Source organism: Streptomyces viridochromogenes DSM 40736 (assembly GCF_000158955.1).
GTDB classification, from domain to species: Bacteria; Actinomycetota; Actinomycetes; order Streptomycetales; family Streptomycetaceae; genus Streptomyces; species Streptomyces venetus.
Map to the genome: position 1 here is coordinate 3,124,638 of NZ_GG657757.1, position 23,020 is coordinate 3,147,657.

Below are 23,020 nucleotides of genomic sequence, written 5' to 3' on the forward strand. Positions count from 1 at the left end.
GATGAGGGCTCTGCACATCATCACCGGCCTCGGGGTCGGCGGGGCCGAGCAGCAGCTGCGTCTCATGCTGCGGCATCTGCCCGTCGACTGCGACGTCGTGACGCTCACCAACCCCGGCGCGGTCGCCGAGGGGCTCACCGCCGACGGCGTCCGTGTCACGCATCTCGGCATGGGCGGCAACCGTGACCTCGCCGCGCTGCCGCGCCTGGTCCGGCTGATCCGCAAGGGCGGTTACGACCTGGTGCACACCCACCTGTACCGGGCCTGCGTGTACGGCCGGCTCGCCGCCCGTGTCGCCGGGGTCCGGGCGGTCGTCGCCACCGAGCACTCCCTGGGCGACTCGCAGATGGAGGGCCGCCGGCTGACGGCCGGGGTGCGCAGGCTGTACCTCGCCAGCGAACGGCTCGGGTCGGCGACGGTCGCCGTCTCCCCGACGGTGGCCGACCGCCTGAAGCGCTGGGGGGTGCCCGCGCCCCGGATCGAGGTCGTCCCGAACGGCATCGACGTGGACCGCTTCCGCTTCGCCCCGGAGCGGCGCGCGGACACCCGCAGGCACCTCGGCCTGCCGGCGGACGCGTTCGTCGTCGGCGGCGTCGGCCGGCTCGCCCCGGGGAAGCGGTTCGACGTCCTCGTCCGCGCGCTCGGCCGGCTCCCGGACGACCACTGGCTGCTGCTGGTGGGCGGCGGCCCCGAGGAACACGCCCTGCGCCGCACGGCCCACGCGGCCGGCGTGGCCGGCCGTGTCGTGTTCGCCGGCGAGCGTCCCTACGTGGCCGACGGTTCGCCCGGCCCCGACCTGCCCGCGCTCACCTCGGCGATGGACCTGTTCGCCGCCCCGTCCACCGACGAGGCCTTCGGTCTGGCGGCCGTGGAGGCGCTGGCATCCGGCCTGCCCGTGCTCTACGCCTCCTGCCCGGCGATCGAGGACGTGCGCCCGCCGGACGCCACCGACGACGGCGTCCGGCGGGTGCGCGGCGGCCCCGAGGCCTACGCCCACGCGATCGCCGAGGTCAGCGCGGCCGGCCCCCGGCCGCGCACGGCCTCGGAGGTCGCAGACCACTACAGCATCACCCACTGCGCGGCCCGTCTCACGGACGTGTACGCGGCAGCGGTCTCCACTTCGCCGTCCCCCTCACCTCTGGGAGCCAACTCCTCATGACCGACACTCCGACCCGTCAGCGCCGCCTGTCCCTGGCCCGTCTCAGGGCGCTGCCGCTATGGTCCGTGCTCGCGGCCGGCACCCTCGCCGGGGGCCTCGTCGGCGGTTCGTACGGCGTGCTCACCCCTTCGACGTACACGGCCACCAGCTACGTCATCGCCGTGCCGACGGGGAAGTCCACGCCGGACGCCGCCCTCGGTTTCGCCCAGGCGTACGGCCGGGTCGCCACACAGCTCGCGGTGCTCGGGGACGCGCAGGTGTGGGCGGGTGTGCCGGTGCGCACCCTGCAGCGCAGTGTGCGCTCGGCGACGTCGCCGGACGCGCCGATGGTCGCCGTCTCGGCCACCTCCTCGAACCCCGCCCTCGCCGTCGACATGGCCAACGCGGTCACCCGGGCGCTGACCCGGCACGCCGACGACAGCCGGGGCAACACCAACGTGCGGCTCGTGCAGTTCTCGCGCGCGGTGGAGCCGAGCGAGCCGACGTCCGCGTCATCGGCGGTGACCGGTCTGGTGGGCGCGAGCGCGGGTGGTCTGCTGGGCGGCCTCGCTCTGCTGGCGCGGCCGAGGAGGAACGGCCAGGACGACGACGCCGCCCCGGCCCCCTCGGTGCCCGGCCCGGCCGCCGCCGCCGATGTGCGCGGCGGCCGGTGACGACGGTGGGCCCGGCCGGGCCGGTGGCGGCGGATCCCGAAGCGGGTCGGCCGCCACCGGCCGGGTGGGCGGGCGCACTACCACCAGTCGAAGCGGAGGCAGAGCTTCCCTCCGAGCCACTCCTCCACCCAACTGCCCAGGTCCAGCGGGGTGCAGTCCGCCGGGGGCGGTGGGGTGCCGGGCGGGGTCGACGGGGTCGGTTGCGGCGTGGGCGTGCCGGGCGAGGTCGCCTCGTCGGTGCGGCCGAAGAGGGCCGACCGGTAGAGGTGGGACGACTTCGGGTTGGCCGCGCACTGCCACACACCGTGCGGGCAGTAGTCGGTCAGCGTGTTGTAGAGCGGTCTGTGCTCGTCCATCCAGTCGAGCATGCTCCGCATGTACTCAGGATTGTCACCGTTGCGGAAGAGCCCCCATTCCGGATAGGAAATGGGTTTGCCGTGAGCCCTCGCGAAATCCACGTGGTCCTGAAGCCCGTAAGGCTCTTTCACCTGTTGCTCGAACGACATGCCGGTCGGCTGGTCATAGGAATCCATGCCGATGATGTCGACGGTGTCGTCCCCCGGATAGCATTTCGTCCAGGGAACGGCGTCCACCCCACGGCTCGGCGTGAAATCGAACCGGAATTTCTGGCCCGGCACGGAACGCATGGTGGTGACGATCCTGTTCCAGTACTTCTTCCAGGCCTCCGGGTCCGGCCCACAGCGATGGGTGTACGTCGTGCCGTTCATCTCCCAGCCGAGCACGAGGATCGTGTCCGGCACCTTCAGGTCCACCAGCCGTTCGGCGAGGACACGGAAGTGGTGATCGAACTCTCCGGCCGCGCCCTGCCGCAGCAGCCGCCGGACCTCGTTGTCGGAGATGCCCTCCTCGTTGCGCTCCTGCATGGGGACGTTGAGGACGAGCATCCGGTCGGCCTTCTTGTTGCGCCACTGCGCCCACACGTCCAGGAAGTCGGGAGCACCCTCGATGTCGCGCCAGCGGTGGCCCGGCAGGTAGGTGTGGCCGGCACGCAGCTCGGTGCCGCCCAGCCAGTGACTGAACAGCGGCATCCGGGCCACGCCGCGGGCGTCGGACTTGAGGAAGACACCGACGGCCGGGGCTTCCTGCGGCACCGGACTGGTGGAGGGGGCCGGCGTCGCGGGCAAGGGGACGGCCGGAGGAGCGAGGGCCGAGGGCGAGGCCACGGGCGCCGGGGTCGGCGCCGGAGCCCGAGGTTCGGCGGCGCGCGCCACCCCCACCCCCACCCCCACCGCCGGGCCGGACGCCAGGGCGGCCGACGCGGCGACCGCTGCCGCGCCCAGGGCCAGCCGGCGGACCCCGGTCCGCTTGCGTTGTGGGGCCATGCCTGCTCCTTTCTTCGCTCTCGTCCGGACTGCTGCCGAGGTTCTTGTTATTGACGGGCAGTCATATGAAGTGAGTCATAGAAAAGCCCATGACGCCACAACCGTTGCGGCTTTCGAGTGCCGGGCTCGCCCGAGTGGGTGAGTCGATCGAAGAGAAAGAGAGAATTCGTGTCGCTGCTCGACACCCGCGTCCCCGCTGTTGTGCTGCGGATCGACCGGAATCCCTTTCACCACGGAACGCTGGGAGCCGTGCGTTCGCTCGGCAGGGCGGGCGTGGAGGTACATGTCGTCGCGGATTGCGAGGGAAGTCCCGTCGGCGTGTCACGTTATGTGCGTCAGATGCATCCCCCGCCCCCGCCGGGAGCGTCCCCGGACGAGATTCTCGCCGTGCTGCGGCAGGTGGCCGACCGGATCGCGCGTCCCGCCGTGCTGGTCCCGATGGACGACGCGAGCGCGATCGCCGTGCTCCGGATGCGGGACGCGCTCGCGCCCTCCTACCTGCTGCCGGCGATGCCGGGCACGCTGGCCGAAAGCGTCGCCGACAAGGCGGAACTGGCCGCCGTGTGCGCGGCCACCGACGTCCCGCACCCGGTGACCCTCGTCCCGGAGAGTCCGGCGGAGGTCGCCGACGCCATGCGGCAGCTCGGGCTGCCGGTGGTGGCGAAGTGGAGCCGGCCCTGGCTGCTGCCGACCGGCAGCGGGCTGCGCAGCACGGTGCTCGCGCGGTCCGTGCAGCAGGCCCGGGAGCTGTTCCTGCGCACCGAGGAAGCGGGCAGCCGGCTGCTGCTCCAGGCGTACCTGGCGCCGGGGCCGGACCGGGACTGGTTCTTCCACGGCTACGCCGACCACTCGGGCACCGTGCGCGCCGGCGGGCCGGGCCGCAAGCAGCTGTCCTGGCCACGGGGTGCGGGGCTGACCGCGGTGGGCTCCTGGACCCCGAACACAGAGGTGCGGGCCCTGGCCGAGCGGCTCACCGCCAAGCTGGGCTACCGGGGCATCTTCGACCTCGACTTCCGCCGCTGCGGCGAGACGGGCCGCTACCACCTGCTCGACTTCAACCCGCGCACCGGCGCCCAGTTCCGGCTCTTCGCGGACCGGGCGGGGCTGGACGTCGTACGGGCCCTGCACCTGGACATGACGGGCCGTCCGCTGCCGGACGGGGCCCCGATGGCCGGACGGACGTTCGTGGTGGAGAACTACGCGCCGCTGGCCGCGCTGCGTGCGGCGCCGGGCGGGCGCGAGCTGGCCTGGTACGCCGCGGACGACCGCTCTCCCGGACGGGCCATGTGGGCGCTGTGGTGCCGGCATGTGTCCCGGCGGCTGCGCGAGCGGCTGAGCACGACGACGGCGGCGACGCCGGCGCCACGGCTGATCCCCCGGGCGGCCTCGCCCTCCCTGACCGACAACGAGAAAGCGAGCAGTTGATGGTGTACGACCTTCTGGTGGTGGGCGCAGGCCCCTACGGTCTGTCGATCGCGTCCCATGCCGCGTCCGCCGGACTGAACCTGCGCGTGTTCGGCCGGCCCATGGCGTCCTGGCGGGACAACATGCCCCGCGGCATGTTCCTGAAGTCGGAGCCGTGGGCGTCCAACCTCTCCGACCCGGCCGGTCGGTGGCGTCTGGACGCCTACTGCGCGGAGCAGGGGCTGACGGCGCGTCACGCCAAGCCGATCCCGGTCGAGGCGTTCGCGGAGTACGGCCTGTGGTTCGCGCGGAACGCGGTGCCGGAGGTGGACGAGCGCACGATCACCCGGGTGGCGGCCGGGCCCGGCGGCTTCACGGCGGTCACCGAGGACGGGGAGGAGGTGCACGCGCGCACGGTGGCCCTGGCGGTCGGTGTGATGCCGTTCGTCGAGGTACCGCAGGCGCTGCGCGGACTGCACCCGGCGCTGGTGACGCACAGCAGCCACCACAGCGACCTCGACCGCTTCCGCGGCAAGGACGTCACGGTGATCGGCGGCGGCCAGGCGGCCCTGGAGACGGCGGCGCTGCTCGCCGAGCAGGGCACGACCGTACGGGTGCTGGCGCGGGCGGACCGGCTGGTGTGGAACGACGTGCCGCCGCCGTGGGAGCGCCCCTGGTGGCAGTCGGTCCGTTCCCCGCACAGCGGCCTCGGCCCCGGGTGGAAGAACTGGTTCTACTCGGAGCGCCCCAACCTGTTCCGGCGGCTGCCGGAGCCGACCCGGGCCCGGATCGCGACCACGGCGCTGGGGCCGGCGGGCGCGTGGTGGGTGCGGGACCGGGTGGAGGGTGTGGTGGAGCTGCTGCCGGGCCATGAGGTGACCGCGGCCGCCGCGGTGCCGGGCGGGGTGCGGCTGGACACGGTGAGCCGGGCGGGTGCCCCGCACAGCCTGGAGACCGAGCACGTCATCGCGGCGACGGGGTTCCGGGCGCGCTGCGACCGGCTGGCACTGCTCTCCGCCGAGCTGCGCGGAACGCTGGCGGCGCTGCCCGACGGCTCTCCCGCGGTCGGGCACGGCTTCGAGTCCTCCCAGCCCGGCCTGTTCTTCGCGGGTCTGGTGACGGCCTCGGGCTTCGGCCCGGCCATGCGGTTCGTCCACGGCGCGTCGTTCACGGCGTCGACGCTCGTGCGCGGAGTGAACCGCCGGCTCGGGGCGGCACCGGCGACCGGCACCGTCCCGGCACCGGTGAGCGGCAGCCGGAGCGAGTCTCCGTCGCCGGTACGCCGCTGAGAAACCCGGCGTTGCGGGCCGCCGACGGGGAGAGAGCCGTCGGCGGCCCGGTCACCTGCTGCCGTGTCCGCCACCGCGGGGGGCCAGTGGTGACACCCCCCGGACCGTGGTCGACGGGGGGTGCGGGTCGTGCTGTCCCGGAGGGCCGGAGCCCTGCGGCCGGGACCATGGCGCAGTGGGCGACGGTGCGGCGGGAGATGCGCCGCCGGCCGGCCCGTACCGCGTTCGGCCCCGGACCGGCTGGGACTGCCTCGGGTGGTGGCAGGCGCCGGTCCGGGGTGGGGTGCGGGTGCCGGACGGGTCGCGTCCGCACCCGGTGACAGCTAGCGCGACCAGCTGGTGCGGCCGCGGCGGTACAGCATCACACCGCCGGCCATCAGGGCGGCGCTGACGGCCGAGGCGGCCGCCAGTGCCCCACTGCCGGTCTCGGCCAGCTGAGGCAGCGGGCCGGTCTCCTCCTGCGTGGTGGACGGCGTCTCGCTCTCCTCCCCGGGGCTTGGTCGGGGAGCCCGGCTTCTCCTTGTCGTGCGGGGTGGGACGCTCCTCCTTGACCGGGGGCGTCCGCTCCTCGCCCGGCTTCGTGGTCTCGTCGTCGTGGCCGTAACCGCCGCCGTAGCCGCCGCCGTACGAGTTGTTCTCGCAGTCGTTCTTGGCCGCCTCGTTGAACACCGCGAGTCCGTCGACGCTGTTGCCGCACACGTTCAGCGGCACGTCGACCGGCGCCTGCACGACGTTGCCGGAGCCCACGCCGGGGGAACCCTTCGCGATCCCCGACGCCTGCGCGCCGGACCCCTTCGAGCCGTAGGAGTTGTTGCGGCAGGCGTTCCCGAACGACTCGTTGAGCGCCGCGATCACGTTGACGGTGTTGCCGCACAGGTTGACCGGAGCGTCGACCGGCACCTGCACGGTGTTCCCGGACAGCACACCAGGAGAATCCTTGGCCACTCCCGACGCGTCCGCGTCGGCGAGGGCGGGGCTGCCGTACAGGGACAGGATCCCCGTGGCGGCCGCCGCCGCGAACGCTCCCTTGCTCAGGGTCTGTCGCATTGCGTTGTCCTCCTGCTTTGAAGAATTGGGGCGGCCGACCTCGGAACGAAGATCCACGTTCGGAGTCGGCGGAGTGGCGGCATGAACGGTCGCAGCGTTGCTCAGGAATGGGGCGTGTGAATGCCGGCTCGCGTCAAAGGGGCAGAAGCGGCGGCCGCCGCGACGGTCATTGCCTCCTTGAGCACTGCGCGTTCCTTTCTCGTAGCGCCGCATGCTCTACAGCCTCATCAACCAGGCACAGGAGAATTGGTTCCGCAGGTTCACCCGGTTGGCCCGCCTCGCGCTCCGGGAAGGTCGTCCCGGTGTCGGTCCCGGTGTCGGTCCGAGGGTCAGTCCCGGCGGCGGTCCGCCTGTTCGATGGCCGTGGCGAGTGCGCGTACCGCCCCGTCCTCGGTGGTGCGGGCCAAGGCGCGGGCGCGGGCGGCCAGTTCCGTGAAGCCGGCCGGGGCTCCCGGGAGGCGGTGGTAACGGTCGTCCGCCGAGCGGAGGGCGTCGGCGAAGTAGGCCGCGACCGCGGTGACCTGGAAGCGGGTGGGGGCGGCGCGCAGGGAGCCGTGGAGGGCGTCGGTCTCGAGGTCGCCGGACTCCTCGTGGGGGTCGCGGGTGCCGGGGTCGAGCCAGCGGACGGTGGCGGTGGCCAGAAGGCCTTCGGCGCCCGGCTCGGTGCGGACGGCGTACAGGGCGGTGACGGTGTGGCCGGGGCCGACCTCGCCGCCGTCGACGCGGTCGTCCCGGAAGTCGTCGTCGGCGACCCGGCGGTTGTCGTAGCCGACCAGGCGGAACTCGGCGACCGTCCGGGGGTCGAAGGAGACCTGGGCCTTGGCGTCGCGTGCGGTGAGGTCGATGTTGCGCGGGAGTTCCTCGCAGAAGACCTCGTGGGCCTCGTCCGGGCCGGACACGTACACGGTGTGGCCGTCGCCCCGGTCGGCGAGGCGTTCCATCAGGGCGTCGCCGTAGTCGCTGCCGACGCCGACGCCGAAGAGGGTGATGCCGTGCTCGCGGCGTTCGCCGGCGATGCGCTCCAGGATGGTGTCGGCGTCGGTGTCGCCGGTGTTGGCGAGGGCGTCGGAGACGAGGACGACCCGGTTGGTGGCGCCCTCGCGCAGGCCCTCGACGGCCGTCTCGTAGCCGGTCTCGACACCGGCGCCGAGGTTGGTGGAGTCCTGGGTGGCCAGGTCGGAGATGACGTCCTGGATCTCGTCCCGGTTGCCATCGAGGCGGGTCATCGGCAGGACCGTCTCGGCCTCGTCGCTGAAGGTGACGATCGCGACCGAGTCGTCGTCGCGCAGCCGGTCCGTCATCACCGAGAGGGACTCCTGGGCGAGGTCGAGGCGGCCCGGTTCGGACATGGAGCCGGAGACGTCGATGACGAAGGTCAGGGCGGCGGGGAGGCGCTCACCGGTGCGCTCGGCGGAGCGGGTGGCGAGGCCCACGCGGACCAGGGACCAGTCCTCGTCGCCGGTGCGGGCGCCGTCGACGGTGACCGAGAAGCCGTCGCCGCCCGGGCGTTCGTAGTCCTGGCGGAAGCTGTTGACGAACTCCTCGGGGCGGACCGTCGAGGGGGCGGGGAGCCGGCCGTCGGCGAGGGTGCGGCGGGTGTAGTCGTAGGAGGCGGTGTCGACGTCGAGGGCGAAGGTGGAGAGGTGGTCGGGGTTCTCCCGGCGGCCGGAGTCCTCCCGGCGGTCGTCCTGCTCGGCGGTGCCGTGCTCGTCGCCGTGGGCGGGCGCCGGCGGACCCGGCGCGTAGCCGTCGTGGTCGGTGGCCCGGCTGCCCTCCCCCGAGCCTGCGCCCCCGCCGCACGCGGTGAGCAGCAGTCCGCCCGCCGCCGTGAGGGCGAGCAGCAGCTTTCGTGCACGGTACCCCTCCATCGTCCGTACCCCCTGCATCCGTTGGTGTCGGCTTCTTGCGACTGTGACGGCGCAGGGGGTGAGAACGTGCGGTACGGGGCGTTGCGGAAGCGTCTCGAAGCGGCCACGGAGACGGCCCTTCGAGACCGGTGGGTGATCCTCCGTTGACCTAGGAGATGACGTCCTTGCGGGCGAAACCGCGGAAGGCCAGGGCGAACAGTACGAGTGCGTACGTCACGGAGATCGAGGTGCCCTGGATCATGTCCGACCACTCCAGCTGGGGCCGGACGGCGTCGAGCCAGGCGTACTGCCAGTGCGCGGGCAGGAAGTGGCGCCAGTCGCCGAGGGCCGTCACCTCGTCGAGGACGCTGCCGATGATGGTCAGGAACACCGCGCCGCCGACCGCGCCGAGCGGTGCGTCCGTCCGGGTCGACAGGTAGAACGCCAGGGCGGCGGTGACCAGTGGGGACACCATGATGTACGCGACGACGATCAGGATGCGCTGGGCCGCCGTGCCCGTGGACAGACTGCCGCCGGTGGGGAGTTCGAGCGGGCCCCAGCCGTAGGCCGCCGTGCCGAGCGGCGAGGGCGACGACCGGGAGCAGGACCATCGCCGCGAGGCTCAGGGTGAGTCCGACGGCGAGCTTGGACCACAGCAGGCGGGCCCGGGGCACGGGGGCCGCGAGCAGGTAGCGCAGGGAGGACCAGCTGGCCTCCGAGGCGACCGTGTCCCCGCAGAACAGGGCGACGGGGATGACGAGCAGGAAGCCGGCCGCGGAGAAGAGGTTGACCGCGGCGAAGTTGGCGCCCGACGCGGTCGCGGTGTCCATGAGGTTGACGCGGTTGTTGTTGCCGCCCGGGTCGCCGCCGACCTGGAAGGCGATGAGCAGGATGACCGGCAGGGCGAGCAGGACGCCGCCCATGACGAGCGTGCGGCGCCGCTTCAGCTGCCGGACCAGCTCGACCCGCAGGGGCAGGGTGCGGCCCGCGCGGTAGCCGTCGGCGACCTCGACGGGCGGCTCGGCGAGCTTGCTCATGCTTCGGCTCCGATCAGGGTGAGGAAGGCGTCCTCCAGGCGGCGGTGCGGGCCGATCGAGCGCACCGGCACGTCCAGCCGTACGAGTTCGGCGACCAGGCGCTGCGGGGTGCCGTCGGCGTCGAGCTGGACGAGGAGCCCCTCGTCGGTGCGGACGGCCGAGGCGACGCCCGGCAGCGCGGTGACCTTCTCCACGACGGGCTCGTCCACGGGCGTGGCCGTGCCGACGAGGAGGGTGTCGCCGGAGCCGACGATGTCCTCGACCGGGCCCGCCTGGACGAGCTGTCCGTGGTCCATCACGACCAGGTGGGTGCAGGTCTGCTCGACCTCCGCGAGGAGGTGGCTGGAGACGATGACCGTACGGCCGGCGGCGGCGTAGCGGATCATCACCTCGCGCATCTCGCGGATCTGGGGCGGGTCCAGGCCGTTGGTCGGTTCGTCGAGGATGAGCAGGTCGGGCAGGCCGAGCATGGCCTGGGCGATGGCGAGGCGCTGGCGCATGCCCTGGGAGTAGGTGCGGACCGCGCGGGCGAGGGCGTCGCCGAGGCCCGCGATCTCCAGGGCCTCCGCCAGGTGCGCGTCCTCGGGCGGTCGGCCGGTGGCGCGCCAGTACAGCTCCAGGTTCTCGCGCCCGGACAGGTGCGGCAGGAAGCCGGCGCCCTCGACGAAGGCGCCGACCCGGGAGAGGACCGGGGCGCCGGCGCTGATGGCGTGGCCGAAGACGCGGATCTCGCCGCCGTCCGGCTTGATGAGGCCCATCAGCATGCGCAGGGTGGTCGTCTTGCCCGCGCCGTTGGGGCCGAGGAGGCCCAGGACCTGGCCCTTCTCCACCCGGAAGGAGAGGTCCTTGACGGCGTACCGGTCGGTGGACTTGGTGTAGCGCTTGGTCAGGTCCGTGATCTGCAGGGGCACTTCGGCGAGTTCGGGGTCCGGCGGGGCGGGGGCCGCCGTGCGGCGGCGTCCCGTGACGATCAGCGCGGCCGCGATCACGGCACCGGCGATCGGCAGCCACCACACCCACGCGGGCAGCCCGCCTTCGGTGTCGCGTTGGCCGAGGGCGGAGGGCACCTTCAGATCGCCCTTGAGGGAGACCGCGTAGGTGGCCGGGGCGGCCGGGGAGGCGTAGCCGAGGTCCGTCGAGGCGAGGACCAGGCGGAGCCGGTGGCCGTCGTCGATCTCGTGGTCGATCGCCGGGAGGGTGACGGTGACGTCCTTGCCGGCCTTGGCGCCTTCGATCCGGAGGGGTGTGACGAGCTGGGAGGGCAGCACCTGCTGGGTGCCGCCGCCCGGGCCGACGTCGTAGAGCTTCGCGAAGAGGACGGCGTCGTCGCTGGTGGACTTCACGTGGACGGTGGCGGTGGGCGAGCCGGTGATCTGGAGGTCCTCGCGCATCGGCGCGGACTCGAACGCGGCGAACTGGCCGGGGAAGTCCAGGGAGATGCCGATGCCAAGGGTGGAGAGCCGGCTGAGGCCGCCGGCGCCGCCGAGGCCGGGCAGTGCGGAGACACCGGGCGGGCTGGCGCCGGGCGGGTTGTCGAAGCTCTGCTCGCGGCCGGTCAGGGCGACGGAGCGCGGCTTGCTCTCCAGGCCGGGGTAGCGGTCCGAGGTGACGCCGGTCAGTCGGGGTTCGCCGTCGCCGGAGCCCTGGCCGAGGGTACGGGTGACGCGGAAGGCGGGGCCGGTGTCGACGCCCTTGTCCTGCTTGAGGTAGCGGTCGAACCAGGACTTCACGCGCCCCTGGACACGGCCGCTCTCCATGTCGCCGCCGTCGTGGCCGCCCGCGATCCAGTCGACGTCGACGGGGGCGCCGCCCGCGCGGATGGCCTTCGCGGCCCGGTCGGCCTGGCCGAGGGGGAAGAGGGAGTCGGTCTGGCCCTGCATCAGCAGTGTCGGCACCTTGATGCGGTTCCCGACAGCCGACGGGGAGCGCTCTTCGAGCATCTTGCGCGCCTCGGCGTCCGGCTTGCCCGACTCGGCGACGCGCTCGTACATCCGGCACAGCGCGGGCTCGAACCGTTCGCAGCCGCCGCCGGTGTTGACGAAGATGCCGGCCCAGAGCTTCTTGAACACGCCGTTCGGGAACAGCGCGTCGGCGAGGTTCCAGTAGGTGATCGCCGGGGCGATGGCGTCCACGCGCTGGTCGTTCCCCGCCGTGAGCAGCGCGATCGCGCCGGCGTAGGAGCCGCCGGCCATGCCCACGCGGGGGTCGCCCGGCTTGTCGAGTTCGACCTCGGGCCGCTTCGCCAGCCAGTCGATGAGCTTCGAGGCGTCGGCGACCTCGCCGTTCGGGTCGTTCAGGCCGATCTTCCCGTTGGACTTGCCGAAGCCGCGGGCCGACCAGGTCAGGACCGCGTAGCCGTCTCTGGCGAGGTCCTCGGCCTGCTGCCGGACGTCGTTCTTGCTGCCGCCGAAGCCGTGCCCGAGCAGGACGGCGGGGCGGCGGCGGTCTCCTTTGGAGGTGAAGAAGGAGGTGTCGATCCGCACGCCGTCCTCGGTGTCGAGGAGGCGGTCCGTCCGCTGCACCGGGGGCGCTTCGTCACCGGCGACGGCCGTCCATGTTCCCGCGCCCGCGAGCACGACGACGGCGGCCCCGGCGGCCAGGAGCCTCCGGGGCCTCCGCAGCAGCCCGTGCAGTCCGGGCAGTCGAAGATCCATGCGTCAACGGTACGGGGTGCACCTGTCGAACAGTTGTCGACCGGAGACCGAAGTGAGGGCCCTCCCAGGGGTGTACACGGGGTTTCGGCGTACTGCGGGTGGTGTACGGATTCGAGCTCGGCGGGGGGCTGTGCGTTGCCGTGTGCGGGTACGCGGGGGTTGTTCGCGCAGTTCCCCGCGCCCCTGGGGAGTTACCCCCAGGGGCGGAAAACCCTCAGTGGTTGCGCGGGAAGCCCAGGTCCACGCCCGTCGGGGCGTCGGCCGGGTCCGGCCAGCGGGTGGTGACGACCTTGCCGCGGGTGTAGAAGTGCGTGCCGTCGTTGCCGTAGATGTGGTGGTCGCCGAAGAGCGAGTCCTTCCAGCCGCCGAAGGAGTGGTAGCCCACGGGGACCGGGATCGGGACGTTCACGCCGACCATGCCCGCCTCGACCTCCAGCTGGAAGCGGCGGGCCGCGCCGCCGTCCCGCGTGAAGATCGCGGTGCCGTTGCCGAACGGCGAGGCGTTGACGATGTCCAGGGCCTCCTCGTAGGTCTCCGTGCGCAGCACGCACAGCACCGGGCCGAAGATCTCGTCCTGGTAGGCCTTGGCCGACGTGGGCACCTTGTCGAGCAGCGAGATGCCGATCCAGTGGCCGTCCTCGAAACCGTCGACCGTGTAGCCGGTGCCGTCCAGGACCACCTCGGCGCCCTCGGCCGCCGCGCCCTCGACGTAGGAGGCGACCTTGTCGCGGTGGACCTTGGTGATGAGCGGGCCCATCTCGGAGGTCGGGTCGTTGCCGGGACCGATCTTGATCTTCTCGGCGCGCTCGCGGATCTTCTCCACCAGTTCGTCGCCGATCGAGCCGACCGCGACGACCGCCGAGATCGCCATGCAGCGCTCGCCGGCCGAGCCGTAGGCGGCGGACACGGCGGCGTCGGCGGCCGCGTCCAGGTCGGCGTCCGGGAGGACCAGCATGTGGTTCTTGGCGCCGCCGAGGGCCTGGACGCGCTTGCCGTTCGCGGAGGCCGTGGTGTGGATGTAGCGGGCGATCGGGGTCGAGCCCACGAAGGAGACGGCCTTGACGTCCGGGTGCTCCAGCAGACGGTCGACGGCCACCTTGTCGCCGTGGACGACGTTGAAGACACCGTCCGGCAGGCCCGCCTCGGCGAGCAACTCGGCGATCTTGACCGACGCCGACGGGTCCTTCTCGGACGGCTTCAGCACGAAGGTGTTGCCGCACGCGATGGCGAGGGGGAACATCCACATCGGCACCATCGCCGGGAAGTTGAACGGGGTGATGCCCGCGACGACGCCGAGCGGCTGCCGGATCGAGGACACGTCGACACGGCTCGCGACCTGCGTGGACAGCTCGCCCTTCAGCTGGACGCTGATGCCGCAGGCCAGGTCGACGATCTCCAGGCCGCGCGCCACCTCGCCGAGCGCGTCGCTGTGCACCTTGCCGTGCTCGGCGGTGATCAGCTCGGCGATGGCGTCCCGGTTGGCGTCCAGCAGCGCCCGGAACTTGAAGAGGATCGAGGTCCGCTGGGCCAGCGAGGACTGGCCCCAGGTGGTGAAGGCCTCCTTGGCGGCGGCGACCGCCGCGTCCACCTCGTCGACCGAGGCGAAGGCGACCTTCGTCATCACCGCGCCGGTCGCCGGATCGGTCACCGGCCCGTGCGTGCCCGAGGCGCCTTCGACGGCCTTGCCGCCGATCCAGTGGTTGACGGTCTTCGTCATGGCCCAGAACTCCTTCACAGATGGCGGCGTCGGGTGGAGACGTGCCGTTCGTACAGCTCACGTGCCTTGACCGCGGACGGCCGTGTCGCGGTCTCGGCCACGGGTACATCCCACCAGGCCTGCGCGGGAGGCGCGCCCGACACTGTGTCTGCCGTTTGGGTCTCCACGTAGACACATGTGGGAGTGTCGGCGGCCCGGGCCTGCGCGAGGGCCTCCCCGAGCTCCCGGACGGTCTTCGCGCGCAGCACGCGCATGCCGAGGCTGGCCGCGTTGGCCGCGAGGTCCACCGGCAGCGGCGGGCCCGTGAACGTGCCGTCCTGCGCCGGGAAGCGGTACGCGGTGCCGAACCGCTCGCCGCCGACCGACTCGGAGAGCCCGCCGATGGACGCGTAGCCGTGGTTCTGGATGATCAGGACCTTGATCGCGACGCCCTCCTGCACGGCCGTCACGAGCTCCGTCGGCATCATCAGGTACGTGCCGTCGCCGACCAGCGCCCACACCGGCCGGTCCGGGGCGGCCATCTTCACACCGATCGCGGCGGGTATCTCGTAGCCCATGCAGGAGTAGCCGTACTCCAGGTGGTACTGGTCGGGGGACCGGGTCCGCCACAGCTTGTGCAGGTCGCCGGGGAGAGAGCCGGCGGCGTTGATCAGGATGTCCGACTCGTCGACGAGGGCGTCCAGGGCGCCGAGGACCTGCGGCTGGGTCGGCCGGGTGTCGGGCTCGTCCACCTCGTAGCAGGCGTCGACGCGCTGCTCCCAGCGTTCCTTGTCCTCGGTGTACTCGGTGGCGTAGGAGTCGGCGACCCGGTACGCGTGCAGCCGGAGGGCGTCGGTGAGCTCGGTCAGACCGCTGCGGGCGTCCGCGACGAGGGGCTGCCCGGCGAGCTTGTGGCCGTCGAAGGCGGCGATGTTGAGGTTGAGGAACCGGACGTCGTCGTCGGCGAAGAGCGTGCCGGAGGCGGTGGTGAAGTCGGTGTAGCGGGTGCCGACACCGATCACCAGGTCGGCGGTGCGGGCGAGTTCGGCGGCGGTGGCCGTGCCGGTGTGGCCGACGCCGCCGACGTCCTGGGGGTGGTCGTGACGCAGGGAGCCCTTGCCGGCCTGGGTGGAGGCGACCGGGATGCCGGTGGTCTCGGCGAACTCGGCGAGCGCCTCCTCGGCGCGGCTGTGGTGGACGCCGCCGCCCGCGACGACCAGGGGCCTCGCCGCCGAGCGGATGATCCCCACCGCCTCGGCGAGTTCCGTCGGGTCGGCACCGGGACGCCGTACCGTCCAGACGCGCTCGGCGAAGAACTCCTCGGGCCAGTCGTACGCCTCGGCCTGCACGTCCTGCGGCAGCGCGAGGGTGACGGCGCCGGTCTCGACGGGGTCGGTGAGGACGCGCATCGCCTGCAGCGCCGAGGGGATCAGGGCCTCCGGCCGGGTGATCCGGTAGAAGTACCTCGACACCGGGCGCAGACAGTCGTTGACCGACACGTCGCCCGCGTACGGCACTTCGAGCTGCTGGAGGACCGGGTCGGCGGGGCGGGACGCGAAGACGTCACCGGGCAGGAGCAGCACCGGCAGGTGGTTGATGGTCGCGAGGGCCGCGCCGGTGACGAGGTTGGTGGCGCCCGGGCCGATGGAGGTCGTGACGGCGTGGGTGGAGAGGCGGCCCGACTGCCGGGCGTAGCCGACCGCCGCGTGCACCATGGCCTGTTCGTTGCGGCCCTGGTGGTACGGCATCTCCTCGGTGTGCTCCAGGAGCGCCTGGCCGATGCCGGCGACATTGCCGTGGCCGAAGATGCCCCAGGTGGCGCCGATGAGCCGCTGCCGTACGCCGTCGCGTTCGCTGTACTGGGCCGCCAGGAAGCGCACGAGCGCCTGTGCGACCGTCAGCCTCGTCGTCGAGGTCATCGGTATCCCTCCCTCTGGGTGGACACGGATACGGGGCGTCCACGACGAACGTTCACACGGCGGGGCCGCGGACGCTTCGCATGGGGGACCTCCGGCGCGGGGCCGTAGCGGGCGGGGAGTTGTCGCTCGCTCTTCGCTCCTGCCAAAGCAAAGCGGCCTCCCGCGCCGGAGGCGATCTGGGCCCGGGCGTCGCGGGGCGTGTGCGCGCGGTCGGTGACCGACGCGAACCCGCCCTTCCCGCCCAGGAGACGGGGCTCTCGGTCTTCTGTGCGCACCCTGGTCATGAGGCGGCCCTCACAGCAGTCCTACGGCGGTGTCCACGGCGGCGGCCACGTCTCCGTCCGCCGGGTAGAGCAGCGAACGGCCGACCACCAGCCCCCGCACGGTGGGCAGCTGGAGGGCGCCCCGCCACTTCTCGTACGCCCCGTCCTGGTCGTCTGCGACCTCTCCGCCGAGCAGGACGGCGGGCAGGGTGGAGGCCGCCATGACCTCGGCCATGTCGTCGGGGTTGTCGGTGACGGGCACCTTCAGCCAGGTGTAGGCGGAAGTGCCGCCCAGGCCCGAGGCGATGGCGATGGACTTGGTCACGGCCTCGGCGGACAGGTCGTTCCTGACCTTGCCCTCGGGGGTGCGGTGGCTGAGGAACGGCTCGACGAAGACGGGGAGCCGGCGCGCGGCCATGTCGTCGATCGCGCGAGCGGTGGACTCCATCGTGGTGAGCGAGCCCGGGTCGTCGTAGTCGATGCGCAGGAGCAGCTTGCCGGCGTCGAAGCCGAGGCGCTCGATGTCCTCGGGGCGGTGCCCGGTGAAGCGGTCGTCGAGCTCGAAGCGGGCGCCCTGGAGGCCGCCGCGGTTCATCGAGCCCAGGACGACCTTGCCGTCGAGGGCGCCGAGCAGGAGCAGGTCGTCGAGGATGTCGGCGGTCGCGAGGACACCGTCCACGCCGGGGCGGGACAGGGCCAGGCAGAGGCGTTCGAGGAGGTCGGCCCGGTTGGCCATGGCCATGCTGTGGCCGCCGACGCCGAGGGCGCCGCGGGCCGGGTGGTCGGCGGCGACGATCATCAGGCGGCCGTTCGCGTTCAGCAGGGGCCGGCGGGGGCGGCGGGCGGCCGCCTCGGCGATCGCCTCGGGGCGGTGGCTGCGGAGGCGGACGAGTTCGGCGACGTCGACGGTCACTTGACGGCCCCCGCGGTGACGGCCGCCTCCACCTCGTCGGGTGTGGGCATCGCGGAGGAGCACTCCAGGCGGGAGGCGACGATGGCACCGGCGGCGTTGGCGTGGCGCACGGTCCTCTCCAGGTCCCAGCCGGAGAGGAGGCCGTGGACGAGGGAGCCGCCGAAGGCGTCGCCGGCGCCGAGGCCGTTGAGGACGTTCACCGGCAGCGGCGGGACCTCTGCGGTCTCGCCCTCGCGGGAGACGGCCAGGACACCCTTGGGACCCTGTTTGACGACGGCGAGTTCGACGCCCGCGTCGAGCAGGGCGCGGGCGGCGGCGTGGGGCTCGCGCACGCCGGTGGCGACCTCCACCTCGTCGAGGTTGCCGACGGCGACGGTGGTGTGGCGCAGGGCCTCCGTGTAGAAGGGGCGGGCCGCTTCGGGGTCGGTCCAGAACATCGGGCGCCAGTCGAGGTCGAAGACCGTCGTGCCGGACCTGGCGCGGTGGGCGAGGGCCGCGAGGGTCGCCGTACGGCTCGGCTCCTCGCTCAGGCCCGTGCCCGTGACCCAGAAGACCCGGGCCTCGCGGATGGCGTCGAGGTCGAGCTCGTGGGCGTCGATCTCCAGGTCGGGGGCCTTGGGCCGCCGGTAGAAGTACAGCGGGAAGTCGTCCGGCGGGAAGACCTCGCAGAAGGTGACCGGGGTGGGCAGGCCGGTCACGGGCGTGACCCAGCGGTCGTCCACGCCGAAACCCCGCAGGGCCTCGTGGAGGTAGGTGCCGAAGGGGTCGTCGCCGGTCCGGGTGATCACCGCGGTGCGCCGCCCCAGGCGGGCCGCGGCGACCGCGACATTGCTCGCCGACCCACCGAGGAACTTGCCGAAGGACGTGACCTGCGGCAGCGGGACGCCCGTCTGGAGCGGATACAGGTCCACCCCGATCCGCCCCATGGTGATCAGGTCGTACGCCATCGGCTTCCCCTCGATGTCGGCTCTCCCCGGCTTTGTAGCCCCCTTCACGAAGCCCTGTCAATGTTTTGTCCGGACATTCGGACCAGATCATGACAGCGCTTTCAGTCCGAGCTGCCCTGCCGGGTTCTGCCCCGGCCGTGTCACAAACACCTCTTTCCTGTCACAGGTGTCCCAGCTTCGCTGGCCTTATGTCACACCCTGCGCACAGGCCCTGCCCTGTCTCACCGGGTGTCGTTGACCGGGCACAGGCTTGTTGATCGCCAGCGCAGCGCCCGGCTCCCCCTGACGGCCGTCCCGGTCGCCGCCGCGGTGCGCGCGAGGAGGTGCACGCTATGACCGACCGAAGGCTCTGGTCCTACAAGGAGATCGCGGCACACATCCGGGTGCAGCCGGACACCGTGCGGTCCTACCGCAAGCACGGCCTGCTGCCCGACCCCGACCATGTCGAGGGCGGTAAGCCCTACTGGTACGCCGACACGGTGCGGGCCTGGGTGGCCTCCAGGCCCGGCAACCGCAACCGACGGGACGACTGACCACCGCGCCCGCCTCTCGCGGTGTCAGCTCCAGGGCTCGACGACCGTCACTCCCGCTCCCGGTGCCGCCCCCATCGCCGCCAGGGCGGCCGGGGCCTCGTCCAGCGGGATCGTGGACGTCACCAGCAGGTCGGGGCGCAGTACGCCGCTGCGGACCAGCTCCAGCATCGGCGGGTAGGAGTGCGCGGCCATGCCGTGACTGCCGAGGAGTTCGAGCTCCAGGGCGATCGCCCGGGCCATCGGCACGGGGGTCGTGCCGGCCGGCGAGGGCAGCAGGCCGACCTGGACGTGCCGGCCACGGCGGCGCAGTCCGTTCACGGAGGCGGCGCAGGTGGTGGGAGAGCCCAGGGCGTCGAGCGAGAGGTGGGCGCCACCGCCGGTGAGGTCGCGGACCGCTGCCGCGGGGTCCGCCACGGACGCCGCGTCCAGGCAGTGCGCCGCCCCGAACTCCCGCGCCAGGTCCAGGGCCCGGGCCGACACGTCGACGGCCACGACCCGCGCGCCGGACGCCGCCGCGATCATCACCGCCGAGAGGCCGACCCCGCCGCACCCCTGTACCGCGACCCACTCCCCTGCCGCGACCCGGCCCTGCTGCACGACCGCCCGGTAGGCCGTGGCGAACCGGCAGCCCAGTGAGGCCGCCGTCGCGCAGGACAGCTCCTCGGGGACGGGCACGAGGTTGACGTCGGCGTGGTCCAGCGCCACGTACTGGGCGAAGGAGCCCCAGTGTGTGAAGCCGGGCTGGGTCTGGCGCTCGCACACCTGGTGGTCGCCCGCCGCGCAGGACGGGCAGGTGCCGCAGGCGCAGATGAACGGCACGGTGACCCGGTCGCCGGGTCGCCACCGAGTCACCCGGGAGCCCACCGCCTCGACGACTCCTGCGAGTTCGTGCCCCGGCACGTGCGGCAGCGCGATGTCCGGATCGTGGCCCTGCCAGCCGTGCCAGTCGCTACGGCACAGCCCTGTGGCCTCCACCCGCACGACGACTCCGTGCTCCGCGGGTTCGGGATCCGCCACGTCTCGCACCTCGGCCGGTTCCCCGTACCGCTCGAACACCACGGCCCGCATGACCTACCCGCCTTCCGTTCACATCCGGGGTCGCCGGCTGTCCTCACGCCCCGGCCGGTCGCACCTCGGGGGCACGCTAGCCCCCGGGCGCGGACCGGTCGCCGGCAAGGCCAGGACGCGGGGCTTCAGCGCCGGGCCTCGGCCTTGTCCCGGGCCGCTTCCGCGTCCCCCGCCGCGCCTCCGTCCCCCGCCGGAGCCCCGTCCCCTGCCGGATCCGCGTCCCTCGCCGCTTCCGGATCGGCCTCGCTCAGGCCGAAGCGCTCGTGGAAGCGGCGCAACGGGCCGGGTGCCCACCAGGTGGCGCGGCCCGTGAGGCGCATGACCGCGGGGACCAGAAGGCTGCGGACGATCATCGCGTCCATCAGGACCGCAAGGGCGATACCGAGGCCCAGCATCTTGGTGTTGGTGACCCGGGAGGTGCCTATCGCGACCATGACCACGGCCAGGATGACCGCTGCCGCCGTGATCAGACCGCCGGTGCGCTGGAGGCCGTGGCGCACGGCCTGGTCGTGGTCGCCGGTGTGGTCGTACTCCTCCTTGATGCGGGAGAGCAGGAACACTCCGTAGTCCATGGACAGGCCGAAGGCCACGCAGAACATCAGGACCGGGAGCGTCGTCTCTATGGAGCCTGGACTGGTGAAACCGAGCAGTCCGGAGAGGTGGCCGTCCTGGAAGACCCAGACGACCGCGCCGAACATGGCCGTCAGACTGAGCGCGTTGAGCACCACCGCCTGGAGCGGGATCAGCACGCTGCCGGTGAGGAGGAAGACCAGGAGCAGGGTGACGACCGTGATGAAGACGGCCGCGAGCGGCAGGCGTTCCCCTATGGCGTCCTTGGAGTCGACCAGGACGGCCGCCGTGCCGGTCACCTTGGTGTCGAAGGGGGCCTCGGTCCCGCGCAGTTCACCGACGAGGCGCTGGGCCGGGCCGTCGACCGCCTCGCCCTTCGGCAGCACCGTGAAGTACGCCGAGTCGCCCTTCACCAGCGGTCCGTCGACCCGCAGCACATCGGGCAGCCCGGCGATCCGCTCCTTGTAGGCGCCGTACTGCGCCTCGGTCGCGCGGCCCTCCGCGAGCACTTCGAGGCCGCCGCCGGGGCTGCCCGGGAAGCCCTCCCTGATGTGCTGCTGCACGACATGGGACTCGGAGGTCGAGGGCAGCTGGCGGTCGTCGGCGGTGCCGAACTTCACGCCCAGGAAGGGCAGTCCGAGCAGGACCAGCACGGCCGTGGTGCCGAGGGCGAAGAACGGGGCGCGGCGCATGACGAGCGCCGCCGCGCGCCCCCAGGTCCTGCCTTCCTCCCCGGCGGGTTCACGCCGGTGCCCGCGCCGGAACACCTGGCGCAGATCCAGGGAGTTGACCCGCTGGCCCAGCAGCGTCAGCGCCGCCGGGAGCAGGATCAGCGCGGCGGCCGCGGCCAGCAGCACGACGGCGATCCCGGCGTAGGCGAAGGACCGCAGGAAGTACTGCGGGAAGACGAGCATCGCCGCCAGCGAGACCGCGACCGTGAGGGCGGAGAACAGCACCGTGCGCCCGGCCGTGCGCAGGGTCGTGCTGATGGCGGTCAAGGGCTCGGCGCCGGTGGAGAGTTCCTCGCGGAAGCGCCGGACGATGAACAGCGCGTAGTCGATGGCCAGGCCGAGGCCCAGGGCCGTGGTGAGGTTGATGGCGAACACCGACACGTCGGTGAGTTCCGTGAGGCCGCGCAGGATCGCGTTCGTCCCGAGGATCGCGACGATGCCGATGCCGAGCGGCAGCAGGGCCGCCACGGCGCTGCCGAAGACCATCACCAGCAGTACGAGCGTCACCGGCAGGGCGATGAGCTCCGCCCGGGTCAGGTCCTCCTGGATGATCGTCTGCATCTCGTGCCGCACGGCGACCGGGCCGCCGACCCTGACCTCGACCGGGCCGTGCGCGCCTCGGTAGTGGGGCGCGATGCGCTCCAGGGTCTCGCTCGCGGTCTTCTCCTCGCCCGTGATGCGGGCGGCTATCAGCGCCTCGTGACCGTCCTCGGCGCGCAGGGCCGGGGTACGGGACTGCCAGTAGGAGCCGACGCCGGTGACGCCCTGCTCGCCGGCCAGCCGCTCCGTGAGTCGCCTGGCCTCGGCGGCGACGGCCGGATCGTCGACCGAGGCGTCGCCCGCGTCGAGCAGGAGCAGCATGTTGGGCTGGGAGCCGGGGAACTCGCGCTCCAGGGCCTTGGTCGCGTAGGTGGACTCGGCGGCCGGGTCCTCCCAGCCGCCGGCACCGAGCCGGTCGGCGACGCCACTGCCGGCCAGCACCGCGAGCGCGGTGATGACCAGCGCCGCCAGCAGCGACAGCCTGGGCCGGGCGGTCACGAAACGGGTCCAGCCGCCGACCCGCGGAGGTGTGTTGACTTCGGTCATCGTGCGGTGTCCCCTTCACCGTGACCCGTGTCCAGGCGCAGCCCGGCAGCACGGGGCTGCCATAGACTGAGCAAACACGAGAGATCGCTCGCGTTCTTGCGAACTCCAGAATGCGAGCGGCCACTCGTGTTTGTCAATCGTGTTCCGAGACCTGGGGATGACGGGTGCCCGAGAAGTCCGAGAAGCCGACCGAGAGGCCCGCCGAGACGACGGCGGCAGCCGAGGAGCGGCCGCGCCGCCGCCAGGCCCGCGGCGAGCGCCGCATCGCCCAGCTGCTCGAAGCCGCCGCCACGGTCTTCTCCACGACCGGCTACACGGCCGCCAGCACCAACGCCATCGCCCGCGAGGCGGGCGTCTCGCCGGGGACGCTGTACCAGTTCTTCCCGAACAAGGAAGCGATCGCGATCGAGCTGGGCAGCCGGCTCATGCACGAGATGCGGCAGTCGTACGACGAGGTCCTCACCCCCATCGACCCCGCGATCACCCCGCTCGAGGAGGTGATCGCCGGAGCCGTGGACCGCTTCATCGACTTCAGCTGCCGCTACCCGGCCTTCTTCGCCCTGATGCACGGCCCCGACATCCCGGGGCGGATCGCCGAGGAGCACGAGGCGCTGCACGCCACGTTGGTCGCCCGGGTCGAAGCGACCCTCGCCCCGTTCGCACCCGGCGCCCCCGCCGCGACGATCACCCGCATCGCCCGGATGTGCGTCGGCATCTACATGGCGGGCCTGGAACTGATCATGATCCACGAGGGAGCCGAGCGGGAGGCCTACGTCCAGGAGCTGAAGGACGTTCTCCTGCGATACCTGAGACCACTGGCCCAGGACGTCGTGAGGTAATACCCCCTGGGGGTACAGTAGG

At 72.6% G+C, this 23,020-nt stretch carries 16 protein-coding genes and 2 pseudogenes; 6 read left to right on the top strand and 12 right to left on the bottom strand.

The window, feature by feature from the left end:
• Position 1: 1 nt before the first annotated feature.
• Complete coding sequence (locus SSQG_RS13665) at positions 2-1,159, top strand: glycosyltransferase (RefSeq protein WP_039932638.1); 1,158 nt, start codon at positions 2-4, stop codon at positions 1,157-1,159.
• Entirely contained in the window at positions 1,156-1,812 is a 657-nt protein-coding gene (locus tag SSQG_RS13670) for a hypothetical protein (RefSeq protein WP_003990358.1), read from the top strand. Before SSQG_RS13665 ends, SSQG_RS13670 begins: the two co-directional genes overlap by 4 nt.
• Positions 1,813-1,889: 77 nt before the next feature.
• Here the strand turns inward: SSQG_RS13670 and SSQG_RS13675 are convergent, their stop codons facing one another.
• Positions 1,890-3,155, bottom strand: coding sequence for a glycoside hydrolase family 26 protein (locus SSQG_RS13675; protein ID WP_039932640.1), 1,266 nt, complete (start codon positions 3,153-3,155; stop codon positions 1,890-1,892).
• A 168-nt stretch (positions 3,156-3,323) separates the two neighbouring features.
• Between SSQG_RS13675 and SSQG_RS13680 the strand changes: the two genes are divergently transcribed.
• Entirely contained in the window at positions 3,324-4,580 is a 1,257-nt protein-coding gene (locus SSQG_RS13680) for a hypothetical protein (RefSeq protein WP_039932643.1), read from the top strand.
• Positions 4,580-5,848 (top strand): NAD(P)-binding domain-containing protein, encoded by a 1,269-nt coding sequence (locus tag SSQG_RS13685; protein ID WP_208865642.1) that lies wholly within the window; start codon positions 4,580-4,582, stop codon positions 5,846-5,848. The genes SSQG_RS13680 and SSQG_RS13685 overlap by 1 nt, the downstream gene beginning before the upstream one ends.
• Positions 5,849-5,899: 51 nt before the next feature.
• Here the strand turns inward: SSQG_RS13685 and SSQG_RS13690 are convergent, their stop codons facing one another.
• From SSQG_RS13690 to iolC, 9 genes and pseudogenes are all read right to left on the bottom strand, one after another.
• The gene (locus tag SSQG_RS13690; RefSeq protein WP_003990362.1) at positions 5,900-6,895 is read right to left on the bottom strand and encodes a chaplin; all 996 of its coding nucleotides are present in this window, start codon (positions 6,893-6,895) and stop codon (positions 5,900-5,902) included.
• A 329-nt stretch (positions 6,896-7,224) separates the two neighbouring features.
• Entirely contained in the window at positions 7,225-8,781 is a 1,557-nt protein-coding gene (locus SSQG_RS13695) for a vWA domain-containing protein (protein ID WP_003990363.1), read from the bottom strand.
• A gap of 130 nt (positions 8,782-8,911) precedes the next feature.
• Positions 8,912-9,779: pseudogene (locus tag SSQG_RS13700) on the bottom strand (ABC transporter permease).
• The gene (locus tag SSQG_RS13705; protein WP_003990365.1) at positions 9,776-12,433 is read right to left on the bottom strand and encodes a CocE/NonD family hydrolase; all 2,658 of its coding nucleotides are present in this window, start codon (positions 12,431-12,433) and stop codon (positions 9,776-9,778) included. Before SSQG_RS13705 ends, SSQG_RS13700 begins: the two are co-directional and overlap by 4 nt.
• A gap of 214 nt (positions 12,434-12,647) precedes the next feature.
• A complete protein-coding gene (gene mmsA, locus SSQG_RS13710) occupies positions 12,648-14,150 on the bottom strand; it encodes a CoA-acylating methylmalonate-semialdehyde dehydrogenase (RefSeq protein ID WP_003990366.1) in 1,503 nt (500 codons plus the stop codon).
• A 14-nt stretch (positions 14,151-14,164) separates the two neighbouring features.
• Positions 14,165-16,048: a 3D-(3,5/4)-trihydroxycyclohexane-1,2-dione acylhydrolase (decyclizing) gene (gene iolD / locus SSQG_RS13715; protein WP_003990367.1), complete on the bottom strand. Its 1,884-nt coding sequence runs from the start codon at positions 16,046-16,048 to the stop codon at positions 14,165-14,167.
• A gap of 83 nt (positions 16,049-16,131) precedes the next feature.
• A pseudogene (locus tag SSQG_RS39120) lies at positions 16,132-16,332 on the bottom strand (5-deoxy-glucuronate isomerase); the annotation flags it as partial.
• Between the two features lie 10 nt (positions 16,333-16,342).
• Positions 16,343-17,224: a Cgl0159 family (beta/alpha)8-fold protein gene (locus SSQG_RS13720; RefSeq protein ID WP_039932648.1), complete on the bottom strand. Its 882-nt coding sequence runs from the start codon at positions 17,222-17,224 to the stop codon at positions 16,343-16,345.
• Positions 17,221-18,171 carry a 5-dehydro-2-deoxygluconokinase gene (gene iolC, locus SSQG_RS13725; protein WP_003990369.1) on the bottom strand — a complete coding sequence of 317 codons (951 nt, stop codon included), beginning with the start codon at positions 18,169-18,171 and terminating at the stop codon, positions 17,221-17,223. Before iolC ends, SSQG_RS13720 begins: the two co-directional genes overlap by 4 nt.
• Before the next feature lie 332 nt (positions 18,172-18,503).
• Between iolC and SSQG_RS13730 the strand changes: the two genes are divergently transcribed.
• Positions 18,504-18,704: a MerR family transcriptional regulator gene (locus SSQG_RS13730; protein ID WP_039932649.1), complete on the top strand. Its 201-nt coding sequence runs from the start codon at positions 18,504-18,506 to the stop codon at positions 18,702-18,704.
• Positions 18,705-18,728: 24 nt separating this feature from the next.
• Here the strand turns inward: SSQG_RS13730 and SSQG_RS13735 are convergent, their stop codons facing one another.
• A complete protein-coding gene (locus tag SSQG_RS13735) occupies positions 18,729-19,772 on the bottom strand; it encodes a zinc-dependent alcohol dehydrogenase family protein (RefSeq protein ID WP_003990371.1) in 1,044 nt (347 codons plus the stop codon).
• A gap of 125 nt (positions 19,773-19,897) precedes the next feature.
• Positions 19,898-22,159, bottom strand: a complete 2,262-nt coding sequence (locus SSQG_RS13740) for an MMPL family transporter (protein ID WP_003990372.1) — start codon at positions 22,157-22,159, stop codon at positions 19,898-19,900.
• A 164-nt stretch (positions 22,160-22,323) separates the two neighbouring features.
• On the opposite strand from SSQG_RS13740, the gene SSQG_RS13745 reads away from it, so the two are divergent.
• Positions 22,324-22,998 carry a TetR/AcrR family transcriptional regulator gene (locus tag SSQG_RS13745; RefSeq protein ID WP_003990373.1) on the top strand — a complete coding sequence of 225 codons (675 nt, stop codon included), beginning with the start codon at positions 22,324-22,326 and terminating at the stop codon, positions 22,996-22,998.
• Positions 22,999-23,020: the final 22 nt, after the last annotated feature.